The following is a 22,598-nucleotide window of genomic DNA, read 5'->3' on the forward strand; positions in this document are numbered from 1 at the left end:
AAACGAATGGTTTGGACTCTCGGGATGACTCCACTTCTTCGCGCCGCGGTGACCTGGCTGCTGGTAGCCCTCGGCACGTGGCAGCTCGGCCCCGGCCTCGTCGCCCGACCGTCGGGCGAGCCCAGCTCTCGACCCACCGCAGCCGGTGCCGTGACAGAACTTGCGGCCTGGGCGTTGCTCGCGTGTCTGTGGTGGGCGCTCTGGGTCGCCACCGTGCTGGTCGGCGAGGCCCTCGCGCTTCACGCCCGGGGCGAACGGCCTGGCATGACACACGGCGTCCCTGCGTGGACGCGCCGCGTGGTGCTCGGTACCTGCGGGGTCGCCGCACTCAACATCGGCATGATTCCGGGCGCACACGCCGACCTGTCATCGCCACCCTCCCCGACAGCGACCGACATTCGCGACGGATCCACGCGGGGTGCCGATGTGCGGCGCTACCTCCCCCTCCCCGATCGTGCCGACGGCCGGGTCGCGGACCACCCGGCTCGCCGCGTGGACGCTCCCGACCCGGAGCCGACGCCCACAGTCGCGTCGAACAGCTCCCGGGCCCATCGCGGGAGCCACTCGGGCGGACGCGCTCCCGCCAGCGAGGTGGTCGTGCAGCCGGGCGAGTGCCTGTGGTCCATCGCGCGTGACCGGCTCCCCCCGTCTGCCACCGACCAGGACGTGGTTGCGCTCGTGATCCAGGTCCATGCCGACAACCACGCCGTGATCGGCGCCGATCCCGACGTGATCCACCCCGGCCAACGACTTCAACTCCGTCAGGAAAGGAACCGCTGATGCCCTCCTCCCTCCCCACCCCGTTGGCCACCTCGCCGCGCACCTCGAGGCTGTCCTCCGCCGCCGGCTCGTCCGTGAGAGCAGCTCCCTCCCGCGGGAGGCACGGCCTCGGCGACAACGTCGTCCCGCTGCGGCCACCGGTGCCGGTCGCGACGATGCAGGGCACCCTCGCGCTCGATCTCGAGCCACGCCTGGATCCGCCGCCGATCGATGTCGACGAGCGTCGACGGCGCCATGACATCGAGGCCTGGGCCCTGCGCTTCGGGCAGGCCGCCGTGGAGATCGTGGGCGGCGACCGTCCGATCAGCCAGCTGGTGCGATGGATGACGCCGACCGTGCTCCGCGACCTGGACCGGCGCGCCGTACTGGTGGCGCGGGCAGGTGCCCACCAGCCCGGTCAGCAACGGGTGCAACCGGTCCGAGCCCGCGTGCGCTCGGCACACGCCAGCTTCCCCGACACCGACGTGGCCGAGGTGGCCCTGCACGTCAGCTATGCCGAACGCTCCCGCGCACTGGCCGCCCGTTTCGAACGGCGACGCGATCGCGCGGGGCTCCGCTGGGTCTGCACGGCCCTCGACTGGAGCTGAGCCGGTCCCCGGACGCCGAGAACCCCGTCCGCCGAGGCATCGGCGAGCGGGGTTCTTCGGTCAGGATCGAGAGCCTGTCGGTGGTCGAGCCTGTCGAGACTCAGCCCGAGGCGCGGGCGGTGAGGCCCGTCGGGCCGCCCGGAGCGCCATGGCACTGCTTGAACTTCTTGCCCGAACCGCACGGGCACTTGGCGTTGCGGCCCACGCCCGCGAAGGGGTCGTCGGCGTTGCTCGCCGTCGCGCCCACCTGCTCGGCCTCGCCATCCTCGTTGGGTGCGGAGTAGGTCAGGTTCTGCGGCGTCTGCGGCGCCTCCAGCCCCCGGGCCCGGATCTGCGGGGCACCCTCGGTCGGGACGGCGCGCCGCATCGGCTCCTCCGGCTCGCCGTCGCCGGCCTCGTAGGCCTCGAACTCCTCCTCGTCGGGGTCCTCCTCGACCTGGACCTCCAGGTTGAACAGGAATCCGACGGCCTCCTCCTTGATGCCGTCCATCATGGCGGCGAACATGTCGAAGCCCTCGCGCTGGTACTCCACGAGCGGGTCGCGCTGGGAGTAGGCGCGCAGGTAGATCCCCTCGCGCAGGTAGTCCATCTCATAGAGGTGGTCGCGCCACTTGCGGTCGAGCACCGAGAGCAGCACGCGCCGCTCGAGCTCGCGCATGACCTCCTCGCCGACCTCGGCCTCACGCCGGTCGTAGGCGGCCTGGGCGTCCTCCTGGAGACGCGCGATCAGCGTCTCCTTGTCGAGCTCTGCGCGACCACCGGCTCCGGCCTCGAGCTCCTCGATGGTCAGTCCGATCGGCCAGAACTGGCCGAGGTCGGTCCACAGCTGCTCCAGATCCCACTCCTCGGCGAAGTCCTCGAGCGAACCACGCACGGTGCCGTCGACGACGTCGTTGACGAAGCCGCGGATCTGCTCCTCGATGTCGGCGCCTTCGAGCACCTCGCGACGCTCGGCGTAGATCACCTTGCGCTGGCGATCCATCACGTCGTCGTACTTCAGGACGTTCTTGCGAGACTCGAAGTTCTGCGACTCGACCTGACCCTGGGCGTTGGCGATCGCGTTGGTGACCCGCTTGTTCTCGATCGGGACGTCATCGGGGATCTTCAGCATCTGCAGCACGCGGTCGACCCAGTCGGACTTGAACAGCCGCATCAGCTCGTCCTGGAGGGACAGGTAGAAGCGGGACTCGCCCGGGTCGCCCTGCCGTCCCGAACGTCCACGCAGCTGGTTGTCGATGCGACGCGACTCGTGGCGCTCGGTGCCGATGACGTAGAGGCCGCCCAACTCCCGGACCTCGTCGTGCTCAGCAGCGACGGTCTTCTTGACCTTCTCCAGAGTCTCGGGCCAGGCGGCGTCGTACTCCTCGGTGTTCTCCACCGGGTCGAGTCCGCGGTTGCGCAGCTCCTGGTCGGCGAGGAAGTCCACCGAGCCGCCGAGCATGATGTCGGTACCGCGGCCGGCCATGTTCGTGGCCACGGTGACCGCGCCACGGTGACCGGCGAGCGCAACGACCTTGGCCTCGTCGGCGTGCTGCTTGGCGTTGAGCACCGAGTGGGCGACGCCGCGCTTGGTGAGCTGCTCGGAGAGGTACTGCGACTTCTCGACCGAGACGGTGCCGATCAGCACGGGCTGGCCCTCGGCATGCCGCTCGACGATGTCGTCGACGACCGCGTCGTACTTGGCCTCCTCGGTGCGGTAGACCAGATCCGGCTGGTCGATGCGCGCCATCGGCTTGTTCGTCGGGATCGGGACGACGCCGAGCTGGTAGATCTTGTCGAACTCGCTGGCCTCGGTCATGGCCGTTCCGGTCATGCCCGACAGCGTGTCGTAGAGACGGAAGTAGTTCTGCAGCGTGATCGTGGCGAGGGTCTGGTACTCCTCGCGGACGCGCACGTTTTCCTTGGCCTCGATGGCCTGGTGGAGACCGTCGTTGTAGCGGCGGCCGGAGAGGATGCGGCCGGTGTGCTCGTCGACGATGAGCACCTCGTCGCCCATGACGACGTATTCCTTGTCGTTGCGGAACAGCTCCTTGGCCTTGATGGAGTTGTTCAGGAACGAGATGAGGGGGGTGTTGGCCGACTCGTAGAGGTTCTCGATGCCGAGGTGGTCCTCGACCTTGGTGATGCCGGGTTCGAGCACCGAGATGGTGCGCTTCTTCTCGTCGACCTCGTAGTCCTCGTCGCGCACGAGCTTGGCGGCGATCCGGGAGAACTCCCCGTACCACTTGACCTCGTCCTGCGTGGGACCGCTGATGATGAGCGGGGTGCGGGCCTCGTCGATGAGGATCGAGTCGACCTCGTCGACGACGGCGAAGTTGTGGCCGCGCTGGACGCACTCCTCGATCGAGCCCGCCATGTTGTCGCGCAGGTAGTCGAAGCCGAGCTCGTTGTTGGTGCCGTAGGTGATGTCGCAGGCGTAAGCGGCGCGACGCTCCTCCGGCCGCATCTGCGGGAGGATCACACCCACGCTCAGGCCCAGGAAGTGGTGGATACGGCCCATCTGCTCGGACTGGAACTTCGCGAGGTAGTCGTTGACCGTGACGACGTGCACGCCCTTGCCCTCGAGCGCGTTCAGGTAGGACGGCAGCGTGGCGACCAGGGTCTTGCCCTCGCCGGTCTTCATCTCGGCGATGTTGCCCAGGTGCAGCGCCGCGCCGCCCATGATCTGGACGTCGAAGTGGCGCAGCCCGATCACGCGCTTGGCCGCCTCGCGGACCGTCGCGAACGCCTCGGGCATGATCTCGTCGAGCGTCGCGCCGGCGTCGAGACGCTTGCGGAACTCGACGGTCATGCCGCGCAGCTCCTCATCGCTCATCGCGACGAAGTCGTCCTCGATGGCGTTGACGGCCTTGGCGATGGCCTCGAGCTGACGGAGGATCTTGCCCTCTCCGATACGGAGAAGCTTGTCGATGATGACGGGCACGGGTGATGACTCCTGGTCGAGGACAGTAATTCGAGCGGTTCGGACCGACACGGCCCGGCGGGCACTGGGCACGCCGCCGACCATCGTAACGAGCCGGTGTGCACGGTGGCGCGCGGCCGGTGTCGTGACCCGGCGAATCGCGTCGCGAGTCAGCCGAGCGCGTGGCGCAGCGTCGGCGCGAGGTCGCCGCGCGGAGCGACGACGACGTCGTCGAGGTGCAACCAGGCGGCCAACGAGCGCAGCTCGGCGGCGAGCTCCACAGCGGTGTGCGAGGGAGCGGTTGGCTCGCTGTGAGCCGACTGCACGAGCAGGACCCGAGCCTTCCGGTCGGCCTTGAGGTCGACACGCCCGACCACCGCGTCGTCGAGCAGGAACGGCAGCACGTAGTAGCCGTACACCCGCTTGTGCGCCGGGGTGTAGATCTCGATGCGGTAGTGGAAGTCGAAGAGCCGCTCGGTGCGCTCGCGCTCCCACACCAGCGGGTCGAACGGGCTCAACAGCGCCCGCGAGCGCACGGCGCGGGGCCGCCTGGCGTCGCGATGCAGGAAGGCCGGCCGTCGCCACCCCTCGACCGAGACGGGCTCGAGCTCACCCGCATCGACCAGCTCAGCGATGGCCGGCCGCACCTGCGCGAGAGTCATCCGGTAGTAGTCCTTGAGGCAGGACGCCGTCGCGACGCCGTGTGAGCGAGCGGCACGCCGGACCAGCTCGCGGTGCGCCTGCGCATCGTCCGGGGTGGGGGCAGCGAGCACCCGATCGGGAAGGACCCGTTCCGGCAGGTCGTAGATCGGCTCGAACGACGCCGTGCGACCGGCCATGGCGAGCTCGCCGACCATGAAGAGATAGTCGAGTCCGGCTCTCGCCTGGGACCAGTTCCAACCCCAATGATCGGTGCTGCGCGGGGCGCCGTCGTCGAGCTGGCGGGCCGTGCTCGCCCCGACGTCCCGGACCTGGTGGAGCAGACGGCTGGTGAGCTCCTCGGGCACGTTGCGCCACCACTTCCCCTGCTGCTCTCGATACAGGCGCATGCGGTGCTGCATCAGGGGCCACAGGTCGACCGGCATCAACGCCTGGACGTGGGCCCAGTACTCGACAAGACGCCGATCGGCACGTCCGCCTCCTGCTCGCCGGAGGAGGTCCTCGTCGTAGGCACCCATCCGCGAGTAGAGCGGCATGAAGTGCGCGCGTTGAAGCACGTTGACCGAGTCCACCTGGAGCACTCCGGTGCGCTCGACCGATCGCGACAGCGTGCGCATGGTCGGAGGGAGGTGCGGTGGGTCGAGGAAGCCCTGGGCCGCCAGCGCGATGCGACGCGCCTGAGCGCGCGACAGTGAGGTCACACCACGCACTCAAACACAGGGGGCCGACAGCGCGTCGGCTGCCGAACGCGACCGAGGCGTCCGGTCAGGGCAGTTCGAGCAGGTTCTCCTTGACCGCGTACATCACGGCCTCCATGCGCGAGTGCAGTTGCAGCTTCTCCAGCATGTTGCGCACGTGGTTCTTCACCGTGTTCTCGCTGATGAACAGCGTCGCGGCGATCTCCTTGTTCGACAGGCCCTGCGCGACGTGGCGCAACACCTCGAGCTCACGCTCGGTCAGGCGTAGGGCCGGCCCGCTGGCACGCTCCGGCTTCGACATCTGCTTGAACTCATCGATCAGCTTGATGGCCATCGACGGGCTGATCAGCGATTGCCCGTCGGCCACCACGCGGATCGCCTGCGCGACCTCCTCGATCGAGGAGTCCTTGAGCAGGTAGCCCAAAGCGCCGCTCTTGACCGCCTCGTAGAGGTCGGCCTCCTCGTCGGAGACCGTGAGCATGATGATCTTCGCCGAGGGCACCGACTCCTTGATCGCCTTGCAGGCCTCGATACCGGACTTCTTCGGCATCCGCACGTCGAGCAGGACGACGTCAGGGGCGGCGCTCTCCGCGAGCACCGCCCCTGCGTCTCCGTCTCCTGCCTCGCCGACGACCTCGAGCCCCGGCTCGACGGCGAGCAGCATGGTCAGCCCTCGCCGGAACAGCTCCTGGTCATCAACCACGAGCACCCGGATGGGCTCCGTGCCGGTCGATCGGGTCTCGTCAGCCACTCGCCGATCATGTCATGTCACCACGACAACACCGCACGGCTCGCCACGAGGGTCGCTCGTCCGGCTCCGGTCGCGACCCTAGTCGTCGACGACGTCGAGCGAGATCACGCCGTAGTCGTAGCCGCGGCGCGCGTAGACCACCGAGGGCCGCTCGCTCTCCTTGTCGACGAAGAGGTAGAAGTCGTGGCCGACCAGCTCCATCTCGTACAGCGCCTGCTCCAACGTCATCGGCGTCGCGGGGTGGGTCTTCTCACGCACCACCAGTGGACCGTCACCGAGCATGTCGATCGATCCGACCGCGTGGTCGCGGGTCTCGCCCTCGTGGCCGACGGAATCGTTCGCGGCGACGGCGTCGACGAGCGAGTCGGGCACCAGGTCGCCCGACGTCAGCGCCTGCCCCACCGAGACCGGGCTGCGACGCCCGTGGTGCACGCGGCGACGGTCGGCAGCCCGGCGCATCTGGGTGGCCATCTTGTCCAGAGCCAGGTCGAGCGCCGCCATCTGGTGGTCGGCGGCCGCCTCGGCCCGAATGACCGGGCCCTTGGAGAACGCGGTGAGCTCGACGTGTACCGAGCGATCGTGCTGGCGGGGGTTCGGCTCGCAGTCGACCTCCACGTGGACCCGGATGATCCGGTGGTCGTGCTTCTCGAGCTTGGCGAGCTTCTCCGCGCAGTGACGGCGATAGGAATCGGTGATCTCGCAGTGGCGTCCGGTGACGACGACGTCCATATGAACCTCCCGCTTAGGGTGCGTCTCCCAGACAGGACCATCTGGGAATGGGAGGAGTCCGCCCGGCCGACCTGGTCTTCGACCCCACAACCGCCTGCTGAGGCTCTCGCAGCTTGTCTGCCACTACTGACCTTCTCCCGCCACCGGAGCGCGGGAGAGTCGTCTCGAGGACGACTCCGCGCACGCGCCGGCAGACCGCATCTGACGGTCGGGACGAGGCAGGACTTACTTCTAAGCCGCACCGTGATCCCCAGGTTCGGTCCGAGGACCGAACCGACGGGTTACGTGGGCCGTTTCGCCTGCGACTGGCATCGGCTTGCCACCCCAGGGCTGCCCCCGGGACGGCGCAACCACGGACCCGGGCGGACTCCATGCAGAGACGTTAGTCGGTCCGTCGGCACCGGGGAACCTCCGTTCCTGAACTTTCGCCGAGAAGGCGCGCGCACCGGAACCGGCCTGAGCCGTGGCCGAGATCCGGGCCCACGATCGGGTGCCTCGCGTCGTCATCACCGTAGGGCGGACGGCGTCCTCCCGCGGGGCGTGGCCGCGATGGTGGCCACGCCGGCCACCCTCACCCCGATGCTCGCCAGCGCTCGCTCGGCCTCCCGTGCGGTGCTGCCGGTCGTCACGACGTCGTCGCAGACGACGACGTGGGCAGTGACACCGCGCCGCGCCCACCGGCGCAGCTCCCGGTTGCGGGCCGCCATTGCGTGCACCTGGTTCTCGGCCCGCCCGACGGCGTCCAGGCCGGCCTGGTCGGCGGCGCCGGTGCGCGTCCGCAGGAGCGGCGCGACCTCGGCGCGTCGGTCCGTCGCGGTGAGGAGCGACGCACACGCGCGGCGGGTCAGCGCTGCCACGGGATCGTGACCGCGCGCTCGCACCGAGGCCGGATGCGAGGGCACCGGAACCAGAAGGATGGGCGCCGGCGCGCTGGCGTCCTCGATCGCCAGCACCTCCACGATCGCCTCGACGGCCCCGGCGAGCAACGCGCCCAACGGCGGGCGAAGCCCGAGCAGCCTCCGCTCCTTGTGGCCCACGATCGCCTCGCGGACCACACCCTCGTAGGGTGCCGCGGCCACCACGGGCACGCGCGGACCCGAGGCGTCCCGGGTCTCGACGACGTACCCGCCGCCCGGGAGCGAGCGGCGACACGCCGTGCACAGCACCAGGCCCGGCCTCAGGCAGCCGACGCAGGCACCGCCGAGCAAGACGTCGGACGCCGCGGCCCGCAGCCATCGTGCGTCGTCGGTCGTGGCAGCCAGGTGGGCACGGTCGGAGCCGATCACGAGGTCATGGCACCACGCACCCCGGCGACGACGGCCCCGCACCGGCACGACGCTGTGGAGGGACGGCCGGCCTGCCGCTCGGGGAGGCTCTATCCGCCACGGTAGGCGACGGCGGTGACGAGGACGCCGAAGCTCAGTTCCCGGCTGGTCGCCAGGTCGACGCTCCCGGTGCGCGTCAGTCCCCACGTCGGCTGGCCGAGCGCGACTCCCCCGGCGAGCCCGGTCAGGGGCCGCGAGACCGTGGCGGCGAGCGAGTCGATGCCCGCGGGCGCACCGTCGACCGAGACGGTGTGCACCTCGACGACCTCCGCCGGCACCACCGGGGCAAGCACCGCGATCGTGGTGGCCGAGTGCCACGCGACGTCGACGATGCGCCGCAACGTCGCTCGTCCGGTGTCGATCTCCACGGTCGGAGTGACCGACGCGATCCGTCCGCGTTGGTCGACCTCGACCCTCCCCGCGCGGATCCGGTCGCTGTCCTCGCCGCGCACGACCGCGACGAAACGGGTGCCGTCGGGCGAGACGAGGAAACGCACCACCTCGGCGGCGGTCACGCCGGGAACCTCGACCCGGCGCACACGTCGCGGCACCCCGCTCGGGTCGGGCACGATGCACCACACCACGGCTCCGGCGGCCGTGCGGTCCACCACCCACACCCGTCCCATCGCATCCCAGACCGGTGCGAGCAGGTCGGTGCCGCCGGTGAGCACCGGGACCACCTCATCGCCCGGATCGGCCGCGCCGGGCGGCGTCGCGCCGTCCCCACCACCGGTGACGTCGATCGGTCGACCCACCCCCGCCACCAGGACCCGATCTCCGGCGACGCCGACTCCGGCGGCGCGGACCCCGTCGAGATCGACCGCCACGTCGCGGAGGCCGGCCCGTCCGGCTCCGAACGGCCCCGACGTCGGCCGAGGCTCGGGCTGCCCGCCCGGGAGGAGCACGAGCCGCCCACGCGCGAGGCCGTAGAGATCTCCCGGTCCCCCGATGCCGGCCGGCACGTACCGCCCGCTCTCGGCGACCGGGAACGCCGTGGCTCCCGACGCGTCGCGCACCACCTGGTCGCCGATGGTCAGCTGCAGCGCCTTGATCCGCGGATCCTGACGCAGCGTCCACACCAGCTGCGCCAGCATCCGATCGACGGTGGACTGGTTCGGCGGAACCGCGGGTCCGGCCAGCGAGAGGTCGGCGACGCCGTCCGCCGAGACCGGCACCGAGAGGCCCTGGCTCAGCCCCGCCGGGATCGCCGTACTGACGACGTCGGCCAACGCCGATCCCGGGCCCGCCAGGAGACCGCTGATCAACGACGTCGCGCGCTGGTCGCCGCGCGGCACGTAGACCGGCTCGGGTACCAGGACCGATCCCGAGGGATCGAAGAAGTAGAGCGAGGCCTGCTGGAACCGCTGGGCGAACCAGGCATCCGGGACGACGAGCGCATTGGGCGGGTTGACGATCCGGTACTCGCCGTTCTCGACGGTCAGGTCGAAGCGCAGGGTCTGACGTGGCGCTGGCAGCCGGCCACGCCACGCACCGGCCCGGTCGAGCAGCTCGGCCTCGGCCAGCCGCACCGAGACACGTAGGCTGGACTCCTGCTGCGGCGGCAGCTTGTCGGCGTAGGTGATGGTGGTCGTCTCGGGCGCCCACTCCTGCGCGGCCGTGGCGGCGAGGTACTGGCGGGCGACGTCGACGCGCAGGGGCGAGGCGGTCATCGCATCGAGGAAGCCGCGCACGATCTCCACCGGGCTCGCACCGCTGACGGGCGGGAGGGCGGTGAGATCGAACGCCTCGGCATCGGCGGCCTGGGAGTCGGCGTCGGCCTCGACCACCGGACCGGACTCGGGGAGGCCCGCACAGGCCGCGAGCACCGGCACGACCAGGAGCACCACGAGCGCGCGACGCGCCCGAACGAGACGACGTCCGCCCCTCATCGGGCACCCCCTGCGGTCGGCCCGGAGGCGGCGCGCGTGTCACGGTTCGGCGACCCCGGCGCATGGGACGAGTCCGGTGGCGATCCCGGCGACCGTCCCACGGGGACACCCTGCTGGTCCGCGCCGTCGCCCTCGCGCGACACGGCGTCGGCCGGTTGCAGCGGGAGGGGACTGCGACGCACCGGGTGGCGAACATGGCGCGGAAGCGTGAGTCTGAACTGCGCACCGTCGCCAGGTCGCCCCCAGGCCTGTAGCCACCCGCCGTGCAGCAAGGTGTCCTCCATCGCGATGGAGAGGCCGAGGCCGGTGCCTCCGCTGGTGCGCGCTCGAGCGGGGTCGGCACGCCAGAAGCGGTTGAACACCATCGCCGACTCCCCCGGCTCCAGGCCCACGCCGTAGTCGCGGACCGCGACCGCGGCGGCGGCGTCGTCGCTGGCGAGGTGGACGACGATGCCGGGGTCACGCCCGTCGACCGCGGCGTGATCGATCGCGTTGGTCACCAGGTTGCGCACGATCCGCTCCACACGGCGCACGTCGGCCTCGGCCAGGCAGGGTCGGCCGTCGTCCAGGACGGCGACCCGGACACCGCGCTGCTCGGCGAGCGCGGTCGTCTGCTCGACGACGCGTCGCACGACGTCGCCGAGGTTGACGTCGTCCAGGTCCAGGACGGCGGCGCCGGCGTCGAACCGACTGATCTCGAGCAGGTCACTGAGCAGCACCTCGAAGCGATCGAGCTCGGTCTGCAGCAGTTCTGCGGCCCGCGCGGTGGCGGGGTCGAAGCCGACGCGCGCGTCGTGGAGCACGTCGCCGGCCATCCGCACCGTCGTCAGGGGGGTGCGGAGCTCGTGGGAGACGTCGGAGACGAACCGGCGCTGCACGCGGCTCAGCTCCTCGAGCTGACGGATCTGGCGTTGGAGGTTGGACGCCATCTGGTTGAACGACGTCGCCAGGCGGGCCATGTCGTCCTCCCCACTGACCCGCAACCGCTCCTGCAGCCGCCCCGCGGCCAGTCGTTCGGCGACCCGCCGGGCCATCCGGATCGGCGTGACCACCTGCCGGATGACGAGCCAGGTCAGCGCCGCGACGAGTACGAGCAGCAGCGCCGCGGCGGTGAGCAGCGCCCGGGTGACCAGAGCGAGCGTCTCGCCCTCCTCCTCCAGCGGGAACAGGTAGTAGAGCGCGTACGTGCGGCCGTCCGCGGGGAGTGTGATGCGCGACCCGACGGCGATGCCCGGCTCGCTGGTGCGCTCCTCGCCGCGCTCGGTGACGATGCTGGTGTAAGTCCACACCGCACCGGGTGCGGCCTGGGCCAGCCGCTCCTCCAGCCGCGCGGGGATGCTCGCCGCAAGATCGAGACCGCTGGTCGAGGCAGCAAGGCCGCTCCCCAGCGGCAGGTCGTCGTCGACCGGGCCGGCAAGCACGACGCCGTAGCCACGGGTGTCGCCGCGCGAGATGATCGGATCCGCCAGCTCTCGCACCTGCCGGGCGGCGTCGACCTCGGTTCCGGAGGCGGCCGCGAGCCGCACCCGAGCGTCGTCGGTCTCGCTGGCCGCCTCGGCGACGACCGCGTCGACGCGGTGTTCGAGGAGGCCGTCACGGATCTGCTGGAGGAGCAGCAGCCCGACGCCGGTGATCACCACGCCCGAGAGCAGCAGGATGCTGACGACGACACGCGCCTGGGTCGACCGACGCCAGAACGTCAGGCCCCGACGAACGGCGACCGGCACCGGCAGGACCCGCACCACGACCTACTGCTTGCCGGCCTTGTAGCCGACGCCGCGCACCGTCAGCACGATCTCGGGATGCTCGGGGTCGTGCTCGACCTTGGAGCGCAGGCGCTGTACGTGCACGTTGACCAAACGCGTGTCGGCGGCGTGCCGGTAGCCCCAGACCTTCTCCAGCAGCATCTCGCGCGTGAAGACCTGCCACGGCTGACGCGCCAGGCAGAGCAGGAGGTCGAACTCGAGCGGCGTGAGGTTGATCGGCTCGCCCGCGCGGGACACGGAGTGCCCGGCGACGTCGATCTCGAGGTCGCCGACGTTGATCTGCTCCTGGTGGGTGTTGCCCTCGCGACGTCGCACCCGCGCCCTGATGCGGGCGACGAGCTCCTTGGGCTTGAACGGCTTGACCACGTAGTCGTCGGCACCGGACTCCAGCCCGACGACGATGTCGACGGTGTCCCCCTTGGCCGTGAGCATCACGATCGGGATTCCCGACTCTGCGCGGATCTCCTTGCATACGTCGATGCCGTCCCGGCCGGGGAGCATCAGGTCCAGCAGCACGACGTCGGGGCGGTACTCGCGCACGGCGGCCAGCGCCTGGTCGCCCCGACCGACTGTGTGGGAGTCGAAGCCCTCCTGCCGCAGCACGATGGAGAGCATCTCGGCCAGCGCGGCATCGTCGTCGACGACCAGGACGCGACCATTCGTCGCCAGGTCACTCGACAGCTCAGTCATGTTCACGATCCTAGTGGCAGGTCCGGGAGCGTCAGGGGCCTCACGGATGCGGCGTCGTCACACCGAAATGCAGCGGACCCAGGGGGCAGGTCGCCCGCCCCCTCGGTCCGACGCCGGTCGGCGCCGCTCAGTAGCGGTAGGCCTCCGGCTTGTACGGGCCCGCGACGTCGATGCCGAGGTACGAGGCCTGGTCGTCGGTCAGCGTCGTCAGCTTGACGCCGAGCGAGTCGAGGTGGAGGCGCGCGACCTCCTCGTCGAGGTGCTTGGGCAGCACGTAGACGCCGACCGGGTACTCCTCCTGCTTGGTGAAGAGCTCGATCTGCGCCAGCACCTGGTTGGTGAAGGAGTTCGACATCACGAAGGAGGGGTGACCGGTGGCGTTGCCCAGGTTCATCAGGCGGCCCTCGGAGAGCACGATGATCGAGGTGCCCGCGCCCTCGCCCTCGTTGAACGTCCACACGTCGACCTGCGGCTTGACGTTCTTGCGGGTCGCGACGCCCTCGGACTCCAGCCCGGCCATGTCGATCTCGTTGTCGAAGTGGCCGATGTTGCCGATGATCGCCTGGTGCTTGAGGCGGCGCATCTGGTCGACGGTGATGACGTCCTTGTTGCCGGTCGCGGTGATCACGATGTCGGCGATCGGGAGGGCCTCGTCCAACGTGGTGACCTGGTAGCCGTCCATCGCGGCCTGGAGCGCGCAGATCGGGTCGATCTCGGTGACGATCACCCGAGCGCCCTGGCCGCGCAGCGACTCCGCGCAGCCCTTGCCGACGTCGCCGTAGCCGCACACGACGGCGACCTTGCCGCCGATCAGGACGTCGGTGGCGCGGTTGAGGCCGTCGACGAGGCTGTGACGGCAGCCGTACTTGTTGTCGAACTTGGACTTGGTGACCGAGTCGTTGACGTTGATGGCCGGGAAGAGCAGCGAGCCCTCCCTCATCATCTCGTAGAGACGGTGCACGCCCGTGGTGGTCTCCTCGGTCACGCCTTGGATCTCACCGGCGATGCGGGTCCAGCGGTCCGAGCTCTCGGCGAGGCTGGCCTGGAGCACCTCGAAGATGATCTTCTGCTCGCCGCTCGTCGCGGTCGCCGGGTCGGGCGCGACGTTGTTCTTCTCCATGTCCAGACCGAGGTGGACGAGGAGCGTGGCGTCGCCGCCGTCGTCGAGGATCATGTTCGCGAACTGGGGAGCACCGTCGACGTCGGGCCACTGGAGGATCTGCTGGGTGCACCACCAGTACTCTTCGAGGGTCTCGCCCTTCCAGGCGAAGACGGGCACGCCGGCCGGGGCGTCGACGGTGCCGTTCGGGCCCACGACGACCGCGGCGGCGGCGTGGTCCTGGGTGGAGAAGATGTTGCACGAGGCCCAGCGGACCTCGGCACCGAGAGCCACCAGGGTCTCGATCAGCACCGCCGTCTGGATCGTCATGTGCAGCGAGCCCGCGATCTTCGCGCCCGCGAGGGGCTTGCTGTCGCCGTAGCGAGCGCGCATGGCCATCAGGCCCGGCATCTCGTGCTCGGCGAGCTGGATCTCGGTGCGGCCGAAATCGGCCTGGGAGAGGTCGGCGACCTTGAAGTCCATGAAGTTGTCTCCTCGGATCAGGGAGTCAGGTCTGCGCCGCGCATCTGCGCGCTCGGTCGGGATCTCCCACGCGGACCCTCCGAGCGTAGGCCGACGGCTGCTCACGGCCCCAATCGGCGACGCCGGTGACCTCGTTCGATGTCCGCCTCGTGCCTGAGTCTGATTCCATCGATCTCGCTCGCCACGCCGACAACCGGCGGACTCAGACTCAGTGCGCCTTCTTCGTCCGCGGCAGCACCTGCACCACCGCGAGCACGACCGCGCCGACGAGCAGCCCGACCAGCGCCGACGCGGTGGTGTTGGTCAGCCAGGCGAGCACTCCGCCGACGCCGTCCACGGCGTGGTGGACCTTCCCCTCGAGATGGTGCACGGCCTCGTAGGGCGCATGCCACCCGAGATCGTCGACGCCGACGAGCAGGATGTGCCCGCCGACCCACAGCATGGCCGCGGTGCCGACGACCGCGATCACGGCGAGCACCTTTGGCATGCCGGCGACGAGGCCGCGACCGGTCTTCTGCGCGAGTGCCGAGGAACGCTGGGCAAGGCTGAGGCCCGCGTCGTCCATCTTCACGATCAGCGCCACCACCCCGTAGACGAGCACCGTGATACCGATGGCGACGACGGCGAGGATGATCGCGCGGGAGAGAAAGCTCTCGTTGGTGACCTCGTCGAGTGCGATGACCATGATCTCGGCCGAGAGGATGAGGTCGGTGCGGATCGCTCCGGAGACCATCGTCTTCTCGTGGTCGGGACCGAGCTCGGTGACCGGCGCGTCGTGCCCGCCGTGGCCCGCGATCCTGCCCCAGATCTTGTGCGCACCCTCGTAGGCGAGGAATCCCCCGCCCATCATCAGGATTGGCGTGAGCAGCCACGGCAGGAACTCGCTGAGCAGCAGCGCCGCCGGGAGGATGAAGACCAGCTTGTTGCGCAGCGACCCGACGGCGATCTGCTTGATCATCGGCAGCTCGCGCTCGGCGGCGATGCCGCGCACGTACTGCGGCGTGACCGCGGTGTCGTCGACGACGACCCCCGCGGCCTTCACACTCGCACGACCCGCCGCTGCCCCGACGTCGTCGATGGAGGCCGCCGCGAGCTTCGCGAGCGCGGCGATGTCGTCGAGAAGCGCGAAGAGCCCGGCAGCCATGGCGGCAGGCTACCGACCGCGGCCGCCTCGCAGTGCTCCCTACCGCCTCGGCGCACTCGTGCCGTGCGGCACCCTCTCGCGATCGGACAGGTCGACGTGGTCAGGCGTCGCACCGAGCGGCGGTCGGATGGGTGCCTGCTCGTGCTCGACCACCGCCATCGAGAGATCCACGGCCTGCACGGCCTGCTCCTGGGCGTAGGCGAGCGGATCCGCGACGCGCTCCAGTCGCCGCGCGATCGGGGGTGCCGCGAGCAGGAACGAGCAGGCGATGCCGGCCGCGACGATCGCCAGCGCCGCCGGGACGACCGCTGTCTGCGCCCACTCGTCGAAACCTGCGTACTCGGCCCCGCGCACCGCGAAACCGTGGAAGAGGTAGACGACGAGGGTGGCCGCTCCCATCCGGGTGAACCAGCCTTCCGCGCGCGGTACGAGGGTCAAGAAGGCGAAGGCACAGGCGATCCCGATCAGCAGAAGGCTCGCGCGCGTCGCCGCGGCATCGAGGCCGCTCGCGTCGACGACGTCGTAGCTGCGGTAGTAGAGCCAGTCGCGCCCGGCCCAACCGTCGAGGAAACGCGCGGCGACGAAGGCCGTAGCGAGCACGACCACACCGACGACGGCCGCGGCGGAGCGTTCGAGCACCGCGAGGCGCTCCCGCGTCGCGACGAGACCGAGCACGAAGAACGGCAGGAACCCGAGCACTCGCGCGAGGTCGAAGTACACCGCGTACTCGAAGCTCAGGTAGCCGGCCGCCAGGCTGATTGCCACAGCCGAGCCGACCGCGACGACGGGCGGCAGGGCACGGAACACCGGCGTCATCAGCCGCCAGCAGAACACCGCCACCAGGTACCAGACGGGCCAGTGCGGATCGAGGAAGACGTCGGAGATGGTCTCGTCGCCGACGTAGGTGCGGAAGAGCACGAGGGCGCACTCGAAGAGCAGATACGGCACCAGCACCGAGCGCACCAGTGCCCACAGACGCCCGCGGCTGTAGTCGAACGTGCGCGAGAGGTAGCCGGTGACGAAGACGAACGCCGGCATGTGCCAGAAGTAGACGAAGTGGTACCACTGGTCGGTGAGGGCCCCCGAGGGCAGCAGGATCCACCCGTGTCCGACGACCACGAGGGTCACCAGGGCCATCTTGGCGTTGTCGAGCCAGGGGTCACGGGAGGCCATGGGGGTGCAGCGTCCCCTGGTGGTCGGCCGGCAAACCACCCCTCCGGGCCGGAGGCTCGATGATCTGCCCGGACGGATCAGTCCTCGACGAGTCCGAGGCCGAGGTACTCCGCGGCATAGGTGCCGGTGAGCAGGAGCGAGGCGTAGCGCGCGACCTCCGAGACGGCCTCGGTGGAGACCGTCTCGACGCGGACGCCCCGCTCGGCCGCCGCTGCCTGGAGGCGCCCTCGCTGCTCCCGCACGACCGGGTCGCTCGCGCCGTCGTCGAGCACGACGAGCACGGGCCGCGGGTCGACCCCCTCGGCGTCGGCGAACGGGTCGTCGAAGACGGTGCGCGCGCGGGCGGCCTCGATGACCGGCAGGAGGTGCTCGGCGTCGCCGGCCAAGGCGGTGCGTCCGCTCGCGCGGCGGATCGCCTCGGCTACCCGTCGGGCCGCGCGCGCGGCGAGCACCGAGCCGCCCCAGATCACCGGATTGGCGTCCGCCAGCGTGATCGCCAGCATCTTGGCCGGGTTGACGGCGAGGTCGCGGTGCGGCGAGCAGGAGATCGCGACGTCGTCGAGTGCCTGGGCGACCGCATCGGCGTCGGTCTCGGGGCCGAGCCCGACGCGGCTGAGGTAGGTGAGCACGACGACGGCGGTCGCAAGCTGGTCGCCGGTGACGGTCGGCAGCACCGTCGACCAGCGAGCGTGCGCGTGCTCGGCCACCAACGAGCCGGCCGGACAGGCCACGAGCACCTGGCAGCCGCGCCGGGCCGCCTCCGCCACTGCGGACGCCGCGCCGGTGTCGGCGCCGTGCGGTGCCAGCACGACCACCAGATCCAGGCTGCCGGCCCAACCGGGGAGGGCCGGGCCCGGCCAGGCCACGAACGGCACGGGGCACCACGGCTCCAGGACGGCGCGCAGCAGGCGCGAGTCCGGCCCCGCCGCGATCACCGCACGCGGACGAGCGTCCTGCGCGTCAGCGGTGCCGAGTGCGATCGCCTCGGCCACGCCCCCGGCCTCCTGACGCACCCGCGCGCCGGACTCGGCGAGCGTGCGCAGCCGCAGGTCGCGGGTGGCCAGGGCCACCTCGGCATCGAGCCGGGACTCGTCGAACCAGACCATCAGGAGACTCCCTCTCAGCGCAGGTGCTGTCGGCGATCAGACGTCGCGCCGGCGGTGGCGATCCGCCGCGCGGAGGCGGTCAGGACGGTCGGCGCGCCTCGTCGACGAGCAGCACGGGGATGCCGTCGCGCACCGGGTAGGCCAACCCGCACGAACCGCAGGTCAGCTCGACGCCGTCGTCGGCTGCGGCCACCGTGAGCTCGCCGTGGCAGTCCGGGCAGACGATGATCTCGAGCAGGGCGGGATCGATCGGATGCGTGGGCGTGTCGTTCACAGGTGGCCTCCAGCCTGGTGGGTCGTCGTGACGGAGTCGCTCGGCGACCCCGGGTTCAGGTTCGTTGGGTCCGCTCCGCGAGGGATGCCTAGCGATCGGCACGGATCAGGTCGAGCACCTGGTCCCGCACCATCGTCATGGTCGCCTCGTCCCGGCCCTCCACGTTCAGGCGCAGCAGCGGCTCGGTGTTGGAGGCCCGCACGTTGAAGGTCCAGTCCTCGTGCAGGACCGAGAGCCCGTCGAGATGGTCGAGCTCGACACCCGCACGGCCGCCGAACTCCGCTTCGACGGCGGCGAGCACCGCATCCTGGTCGGCGACCGTGGAGTTGATCTCTCCCGAGAGCGGGTACCGCTCGTAGGGTGCGAGCACCTCCGAGAGCGGAGTTTCGGTAGTGGCCAGGGCGGCGAGAGCGTGCAGCGCCGCGAGCATGCCGGAGTCGGCACGCCAGAAGTCGCGGAAGTAGAAGTGGCCGCTGTGCTCGCCGCCGAAGACGGCGTCGGTCTCGGCCATCGTCGCCTTGATGAAGGAGTGACCGACCCGCGTGCGCACGGGGACGCCGCCCCGCTCGCGCACCAGCTCGGGCACGGCGCGGCTGGTGATGAGGTTGTAGATGACCGTGGCCCCCGGATCGCGCGCCAGCTCACGGTCGGCGATCAGCGCGGTGAGCGTGGACGGCGAGACCGCGCGGCCACGCTCGTCGACCAGGAAACAGCGGTCGGCGTCGCCGTCGAACGCCAGACCGATGTCGGCTCGCTGCTCGGTCACCGCACGTTGCAGGTCGCGCAGGTTCGCGGCCTCGATCGGGTTGGCCTCGTGGTGGGGGAAGGTCCCGTCGAGCTCGAAGTAGAGCGGCACGAGGTCGACCCGGTCCCCCAACCGGCCGAACACCGCGGGCGCGGTGTGCCCCGCCATGCCGTTGCCGGCGTCCACCACGACCTTGAGCCGCCGCCCCCTGACCGGCGCGAGCGAGAGGACGTGGGCGGCGTAGGCCTCCAGCACGTCGTGCTCGGTGATCGAGCCGGTGCGACGTGCCGCCCGGAACGACCCCGCCGCGGCCGCGTCGCGGATGTCGGCAAGTCCGGAGTCCATGCCGATCGGCTGCGCATGCGAGCGGCACATCTTGATGCCGTTGTACTGCGCGGGGTTGTGACTGGCGGTGAACATCACGCCGGGCACGCCCAGGTGCCCGGAGGCGAAGTAGAGTTGATCGGTCGAGGCGAGGCCGATCAGCGTGACGTCGGCGCCCTGCTCGCTCGCGCCGTCCGCGAACGCTCCGGCCATACCGGGCGAGCTGGGTCGCATGTCGTACCCGACGACCACGGACTCCGCACCGACGACATCGACGAACGCGCGCCCGACCGCGTGCGCCAACTGTTCATCCAGCTGGTCGGGCACCGTGCCGCGCACGTCGTAGGCCTTGAAGATCGCGGCGAGGTTGACGGGGTCGAGCGAGTCGGCCATGGGTGCACCCTAGAGGTTGCGCCAGGAGGGGCTGTCGAGGTGGGCGTCGTTCCGGTGCGTGCAGGGGTGCCGCCGAGGAGGGAGGCGGGACGGAGTCCCACCGACCGAGGAGAACGCCCTCGAGTGCGGGCGTCAGTCGGTCGTGAGCACGCGGAGGTGACCCTTGCGGGCGATCTCGCGGCCCGGCTCCTCAGCCGCCGGACGGCGTTCCACCGGCGCCGGGCGTGCCGCCTCGCGGACGGCGTCGGCCAGAGCGAGCAGGTCGTCCTCCGACGGCCCGCGCGTGTCGACGTCGGACACGAGTCGCAGCACCTCCCACCCGCGCGGTGCGGACAGGCGCTCACCGTGCGCGGCGCAGAGGTCGTAGGCGTGCGGTTCGGCGTAGATCGCCAACGGACCCAGCACGGCGGTCTGATCGGCGTAGACATAGGTGAGCGTCAGCACCGCAGGGCGGTCGCAGGCGGTGCGCGAACAGCGCCGGGCGAGACTCACGACGCAGACGCTACCCGGAGATCGGCCCGAGTCGGCCTAGGCTCGCCCGGGTGGTGTCCACCCCTCCGCACGACCCGACGCCGTCCCAGGCGCCTGCGGGAGATGAGTCCGCCGACGTCGTGCCCTCCCGGCCCCGTCGACGGCGCGATCGCCGTGAGCGCGGACTCCGCGGCCCCGGCGTCCGCCCTCGCGTGCCCGGACGACCGGAGACCCGCACCGCGCGCGACCGCTTCGACGATCTCGTCCTCGCCGTGGTCGCCGAGATCGAGGAACGCTGGGGTACCCGACTCGGCTTGATCGAGTACGCCGTGGAGGACACCCCGCAGGTGCCTGACGACTGGGACGACACGCAGGTGCCGCTGTCCTCCCTGGTGCGCGGCGCCGGCGCGCGGCCCGCTCGCATCGTGGTGTTCCGCCGCCCGATCGAGCACCGGACGTCGTCCCGCAGCGAACTGGAGGCGCTCGTCCTGACCGTGGTGGTCGAGCAGGTCGCCGAGTTGCTCGGCATCGACCCCGAGGACGTCGACCCGCGCGTCGGCGAGGAGGACGACCGATGAGCCGGCATCCGACGGCGCCCCGAGGTCGTCCGACCGTTAGCGTAGGCAGCGATGACTGAGACGGCCGATCGCTCCGACACGCCCGCGTCCCCCGGCTCCACCGAGCCGGGCGAGCCCCCGGCGGCCAAGCCGCTGGGCCGCGCGGGCGTGCTGCGCCGCCTGCTCGACCTCTACGAGAGCCCGCGCTATCTCGAGATCGGCGTCTGCGAAGGCTTCACGTTCGACCGGGTCGAGGCCACCCGGAAGGTCGCCGTCGACCCCGAGTTCCGTTTCGACCACGTCGCGGCGGCGAAGGCCAACCCCGGAGCCGAGTACCACCAGGTGACCAGCGATGAGTACTTCGCGCAGATCGCGGGCGCCAAGCAGCGCTTCGACGTGATCTACCTCGACGGGCTGCACACGTTCGAACAGACGCTGCGCGACCTGATGAACGCGCTGCACCACCTGCAGCCGCAGGGCGTCATCGTCATCGACGACACCGTGCCTCCCACCTACCACGCCTCGATCCCGAGCATGGAGCGGTTCGGTCGGCTGCGTGCCTGGCTGGGCGACACCAACGAGGCCTGGATGGGCGACGTCTACAAGTTGGTGTGGTTCATCGACACCTTCTGCCCGAACCTCACCCACCGCACGATCTCCAACAACCACGGCCAGACGGTCGTGTGGCGCCACCGTCGCGCCCAGGTCACCGAGCGCTCGGTGACCGAGGTCGGCTCGCTCAGCTTCGAGCAGATGGTGCTGGAGGAGGACGTCTTCGGGCTGCGACCCTTCGGCGAGGTGCGCCGCGAGCTGCGCCGTGACCTCGGCATCTGACGCCGACCCGGCCCAGGTCGACCGCTGGGTCGAGGGTGTGGAGTGGTTCGCGCCGACGTTCCCGCACACCCCGCTCGACCCCGACGACGCCGAGCCGCGTCTGCAGGAGGTGCGCTCAGCCCTTCTCACGCGCGTGCGGCAGGGGCCGCTGCGGACCGCGCAGGTACCCACTCGGTGGATCACCGGCGCCGTCCACGACGCTGACGGCCTGCTCATCCCGGCCAGCCAGAAGATCGGCGGCCTCGGTGGGAACGAGCTCGCCCAGGCCGATCCGCGTCGCGCCACCGCGCGCGACGACACGCCCGTGCTCACCGGCACCCACCTGTACGGCGGCCACTGGATCGGGCACTTCGGACACTTCATGACCGAGACCGTGACGACGCTGTGGCCCGAGCGCGAGGCCCTCGGACAGATCGACGGTCTCGTCTTCCATCGCTACAGCGGCCGCTTCGCCGGGGTGCAGACCTGGCAGCAGGAGCTGCTCGACCTCGCGGGCTACGGCGACCTGCCGGTCGTCGTGATCGACGAGCGGCCGCGACGGGTGGAGCGTCTGGTGCTGCCGAACCGTTCGGTCGTGGTCAACGGATGGGCCCATGAGGGCGCCGGGCGGGTCTGGGGCCGGATCGCCGCCGCCGCGGCGACCTCGCAGCCGGAGGGCGACGGCGCCAAGGTCTTCTTGTCACGACGCGGATTCAACGCGCGCAAGCGTGCCGAGGGCGCGACGGTCCGGACGAGTCCCCAGCGCGACGACCGGCTCGACCGGGTCTTCGGCGACGCCGGCTTCCTCGTCGTCGAGCCCGAGTCGCTCGCCCTGCGCGATCAAGTGCGGCTGGCCGCGGAGGCGTCGGTGCTGGCCGGGTCGGCCGGGACGGCGCTCCACCTGGCCGCGTTCTCGCCGTCCTCGACGCGCGTGATCGAGATCGGCGACAGCCGCTCCCCCACCGTGCAGGTGCCGCACCAGCGCGTCATCGACACCGTCGGCGGCCACGCGAGCGCGTACGTGCCGCACGCGATCCCGGTACCGCGGCTGCGGCAGGTGCTACGCAACCTCGGAGTCTGGGGAACCTGAACCTGAGCGCTCCCGGCCGGCCCGACCGCCGCTCCCGGTCGTCGAGGAGCGAGCTGCCGAGTACCACTCCCGGTGGTGGTGGAGGAGCGGGCGCAGCGAGCACCTCGAACCCCCCGCTGGCCGACGTCGACGCCCGAGCACCAGGTCTC

At 70.8% G+C, this 22,598-nt stretch carries 20 protein-coding genes; 5 read left to right on the forward strand and 15 right to left on the reverse strand.

What is annotated here, in order from left to right; all coding sequences use genetic code 11:
• The first annotated feature begins 24 nt into the window (after positions 1 to 24).
• Both KSO97_RS12760 and KSO97_RS12765 read left to right on the forward strand, forming a co-directional pair.
• Positions 25 to 780: a LysM domain-containing protein gene (locus tag KSO97_RS12760; RefSeq protein WP_232679456.1), complete on the forward strand. Its 756-nt coding sequence runs from the start codon at positions 25 to 27 to the stop codon at positions 778 to 780.
• Positions 780 to 1,367, forward strand: a complete 588-nt coding sequence (locus KSO97_RS12765; RefSeq protein WP_232679458.1) for an Rv3235 family protein — start codon at positions 780 to 782, stop codon at positions 1,365 to 1,367. The genes KSO97_RS12760 and KSO97_RS12765 overlap by 1 nt, the downstream gene beginning before the upstream one ends.
• 100 nt (positions 1,368 to 1,467) lie before the next feature.
• Here the strand turns inward: KSO97_RS12765 and secA are convergent, their stop codons facing one another.
• The 15 genes from secA to KSO97_RS12840 form a co-directional block, all read right to left on the reverse strand.
• The gene (gene secA, locus KSO97_RS12770) at positions 1,468 to 4,290 is read right to left on the reverse strand and encodes a preprotein translocase subunit SecA (RefSeq protein WP_232679461.1); all 2,823 of its coding nucleotides are present in this window, start codon (positions 4,288 to 4,290) and stop codon (positions 1,468 to 1,470) included.
• Between the two features lie 149 nt (positions 4,291 to 4,439).
• On the reverse strand, positions 4,440 to 5,630 hold the full coding sequence (locus tag KSO97_RS12775; protein ID WP_232679463.1) for a winged helix-turn-helix domain-containing protein: 1,191 nt from the start codon (positions 5,628 to 5,630) through the stop codon (positions 4,440 to 4,442).
• Positions 5,631 to 5,694: 64 nt separating this feature from the next.
• A complete protein-coding gene (locus KSO97_RS18345) occupies positions 5,695 to 6,378 on the reverse strand; it encodes a response regulator transcription factor (protein WP_232679465.1) in 684 nt (227 codons plus the stop codon).
• Between the two features lie 78 nt (positions 6,379 to 6,456).
• Positions 6,457 to 7,107, reverse strand: a complete 651-nt coding sequence (gene hpf / locus KSO97_RS12785) for a ribosome hibernation-promoting factor, HPF/YfiA family (protein WP_232679467.1) — start codon at positions 7,105 to 7,107, stop codon at positions 6,457 to 6,459.
• Positions 7,108 to 7,613: 506 nt separating this feature from the next.
• The gene (locus KSO97_RS12790) at positions 7,614 to 8,393 is read right to left on the reverse strand and encodes a ComF family protein (RefSeq protein WP_232679469.1); all 780 of its coding nucleotides are present in this window, start codon (positions 8,391 to 8,393) and stop codon (positions 7,614 to 7,616) included.
• 89 nt (positions 8,394 to 8,482) lie between these two features.
• The gene (locus tag KSO97_RS12795) at positions 8,483 to 10,321 is read right to left on the reverse strand and encodes a GerMN domain-containing protein (RefSeq protein WP_232679471.1); all 1,839 of its coding nucleotides are present in this window, start codon (positions 10,319 to 10,321) and stop codon (positions 8,483 to 8,485) included.
• Complete coding sequence (gene mtrB / locus KSO97_RS12800) at positions 10,318 to 12,066, reverse strand: MtrAB system histidine kinase MtrB (protein ID WP_232679473.1); 1,749 nt, start codon at positions 12,064 to 12,066, stop codon at positions 10,318 to 10,320. Before mtrB ends, KSO97_RS12795 begins: the two co-directional genes overlap by 4 nt.
• 3 nt (positions 12,067 to 12,069) lie before the next feature.
• Entirely contained in the window at positions 12,070 to 12,777 is a 708-nt protein-coding gene (gene mtrA / locus KSO97_RS12805) for an MtrAB system response regulator MtrA (RefSeq protein ID WP_232679474.1), read from the reverse strand.
• Between the two features lie 127 nt (positions 12,778 to 12,904).
• On the reverse strand, positions 12,905 to 14,359 hold the full coding sequence (gene ahcY, locus KSO97_RS12810) for an adenosylhomocysteinase (RefSeq protein WP_232679476.1): 1,455 nt from the start codon (positions 14,357 to 14,359) through the stop codon (positions 12,905 to 12,907).
• Between the two features lie 208 nt (positions 14,360 to 14,567).
• The gene (locus tag KSO97_RS12815) at positions 14,568 to 15,503 is read right to left on the reverse strand and encodes a DUF808 domain-containing protein (protein WP_232679478.1); all 936 of its coding nucleotides are present in this window, start codon (positions 15,501 to 15,503) and stop codon (positions 14,568 to 14,570) included.
• 39 nt (positions 15,504 to 15,542) lie between these two features.
• Positions 15,543 to 16,676 carry an acyltransferase family protein gene (locus KSO97_RS12820; RefSeq protein ID WP_232679480.1) on the reverse strand — a complete coding sequence of 378 codons (1,134 nt, stop codon included), beginning with the start codon at positions 16,674 to 16,676 and terminating at the stop codon, positions 15,543 to 15,545.
• 77 nt (positions 16,677 to 16,753) lie between these two features.
• Positions 16,754 to 17,782 (reverse strand): SIS domain-containing protein, encoded by a 1,029-nt coding sequence (locus KSO97_RS12825; protein ID WP_232679482.1) that lies wholly within the window; start codon positions 17,780 to 17,782, stop codon positions 16,754 to 16,756.
• A gap of 79 nt (positions 17,783 to 17,861) precedes the next feature.
• Entirely contained in the window at positions 17,862 to 18,032 is a 171-nt protein-coding gene (locus KSO97_RS12830; protein WP_232679578.1) for a Trm112 family protein, read from the reverse strand.
• 112 nt (positions 18,033 to 18,144) lie between these two features.
• Complete coding sequence (locus KSO97_RS12835) at positions 18,145 to 19,518, reverse strand: phosphomannomutase/phosphoglucomutase (protein ID WP_232679484.1); 1,374 nt, start codon at positions 19,516 to 19,518, stop codon at positions 18,145 to 18,147.
• A 132-nt stretch (positions 19,519 to 19,650) separates the two neighbouring features.
• Positions 19,651 to 20,010 carry a DUF3499 domain-containing protein gene (locus KSO97_RS12840; RefSeq protein WP_232679486.1) on the reverse strand — a complete coding sequence of 120 codons (360 nt, stop codon included), beginning with the start codon at positions 20,008 to 20,010 and terminating at the stop codon, positions 19,651 to 19,653.
• Positions 20,011 to 20,060: 50 nt separating this feature from the next.
• On the opposite strand from KSO97_RS12840, the gene KSO97_RS18350 reads away from it, so the two are divergent.
• The 3 genes from KSO97_RS18350 to KSO97_RS12855 are packed head-to-tail and all read left to right on the forward strand — an operon-like array spanning position 20,061 to position 22,449.
• Positions 20,061 to 20,567: a metallopeptidase family protein gene (locus tag KSO97_RS18350; protein ID WP_232679488.1), complete on the forward strand. Its 507-nt coding sequence runs from the start codon at positions 20,061 to 20,063 to the stop codon at positions 20,565 to 20,567.
• A 51-nt stretch (positions 20,568 to 20,618) separates the two neighbouring features.
• Positions 20,619 to 21,380, forward strand: a complete 762-nt coding sequence (locus tag KSO97_RS12850; protein WP_232679490.1) for a class I SAM-dependent methyltransferase — start codon at positions 20,619 to 20,621, stop codon at positions 21,378 to 21,380.
• The gene (locus tag KSO97_RS12855; protein ID WP_232679491.1) at positions 21,364 to 22,449 is read left to right on the forward strand and encodes a DUF563 domain-containing protein; all 1,086 of its coding nucleotides are present in this window, start codon (positions 21,364 to 21,366) and stop codon (positions 22,447 to 22,449) included. The genes KSO97_RS12850 and KSO97_RS12855 overlap by 17 nt, the downstream gene beginning before the upstream one ends.
• Positions 22,450 to 22,598: the final 149 nt, after the last annotated feature.

The organism is Nocardioides sp. R-C-SC26, from assembly GCF_021246465.1.
GTDB lineage: Bacteria > Actinomycetota > Actinomycetes > Propionibacteriales > Nocardioidaceae > Nocardioides.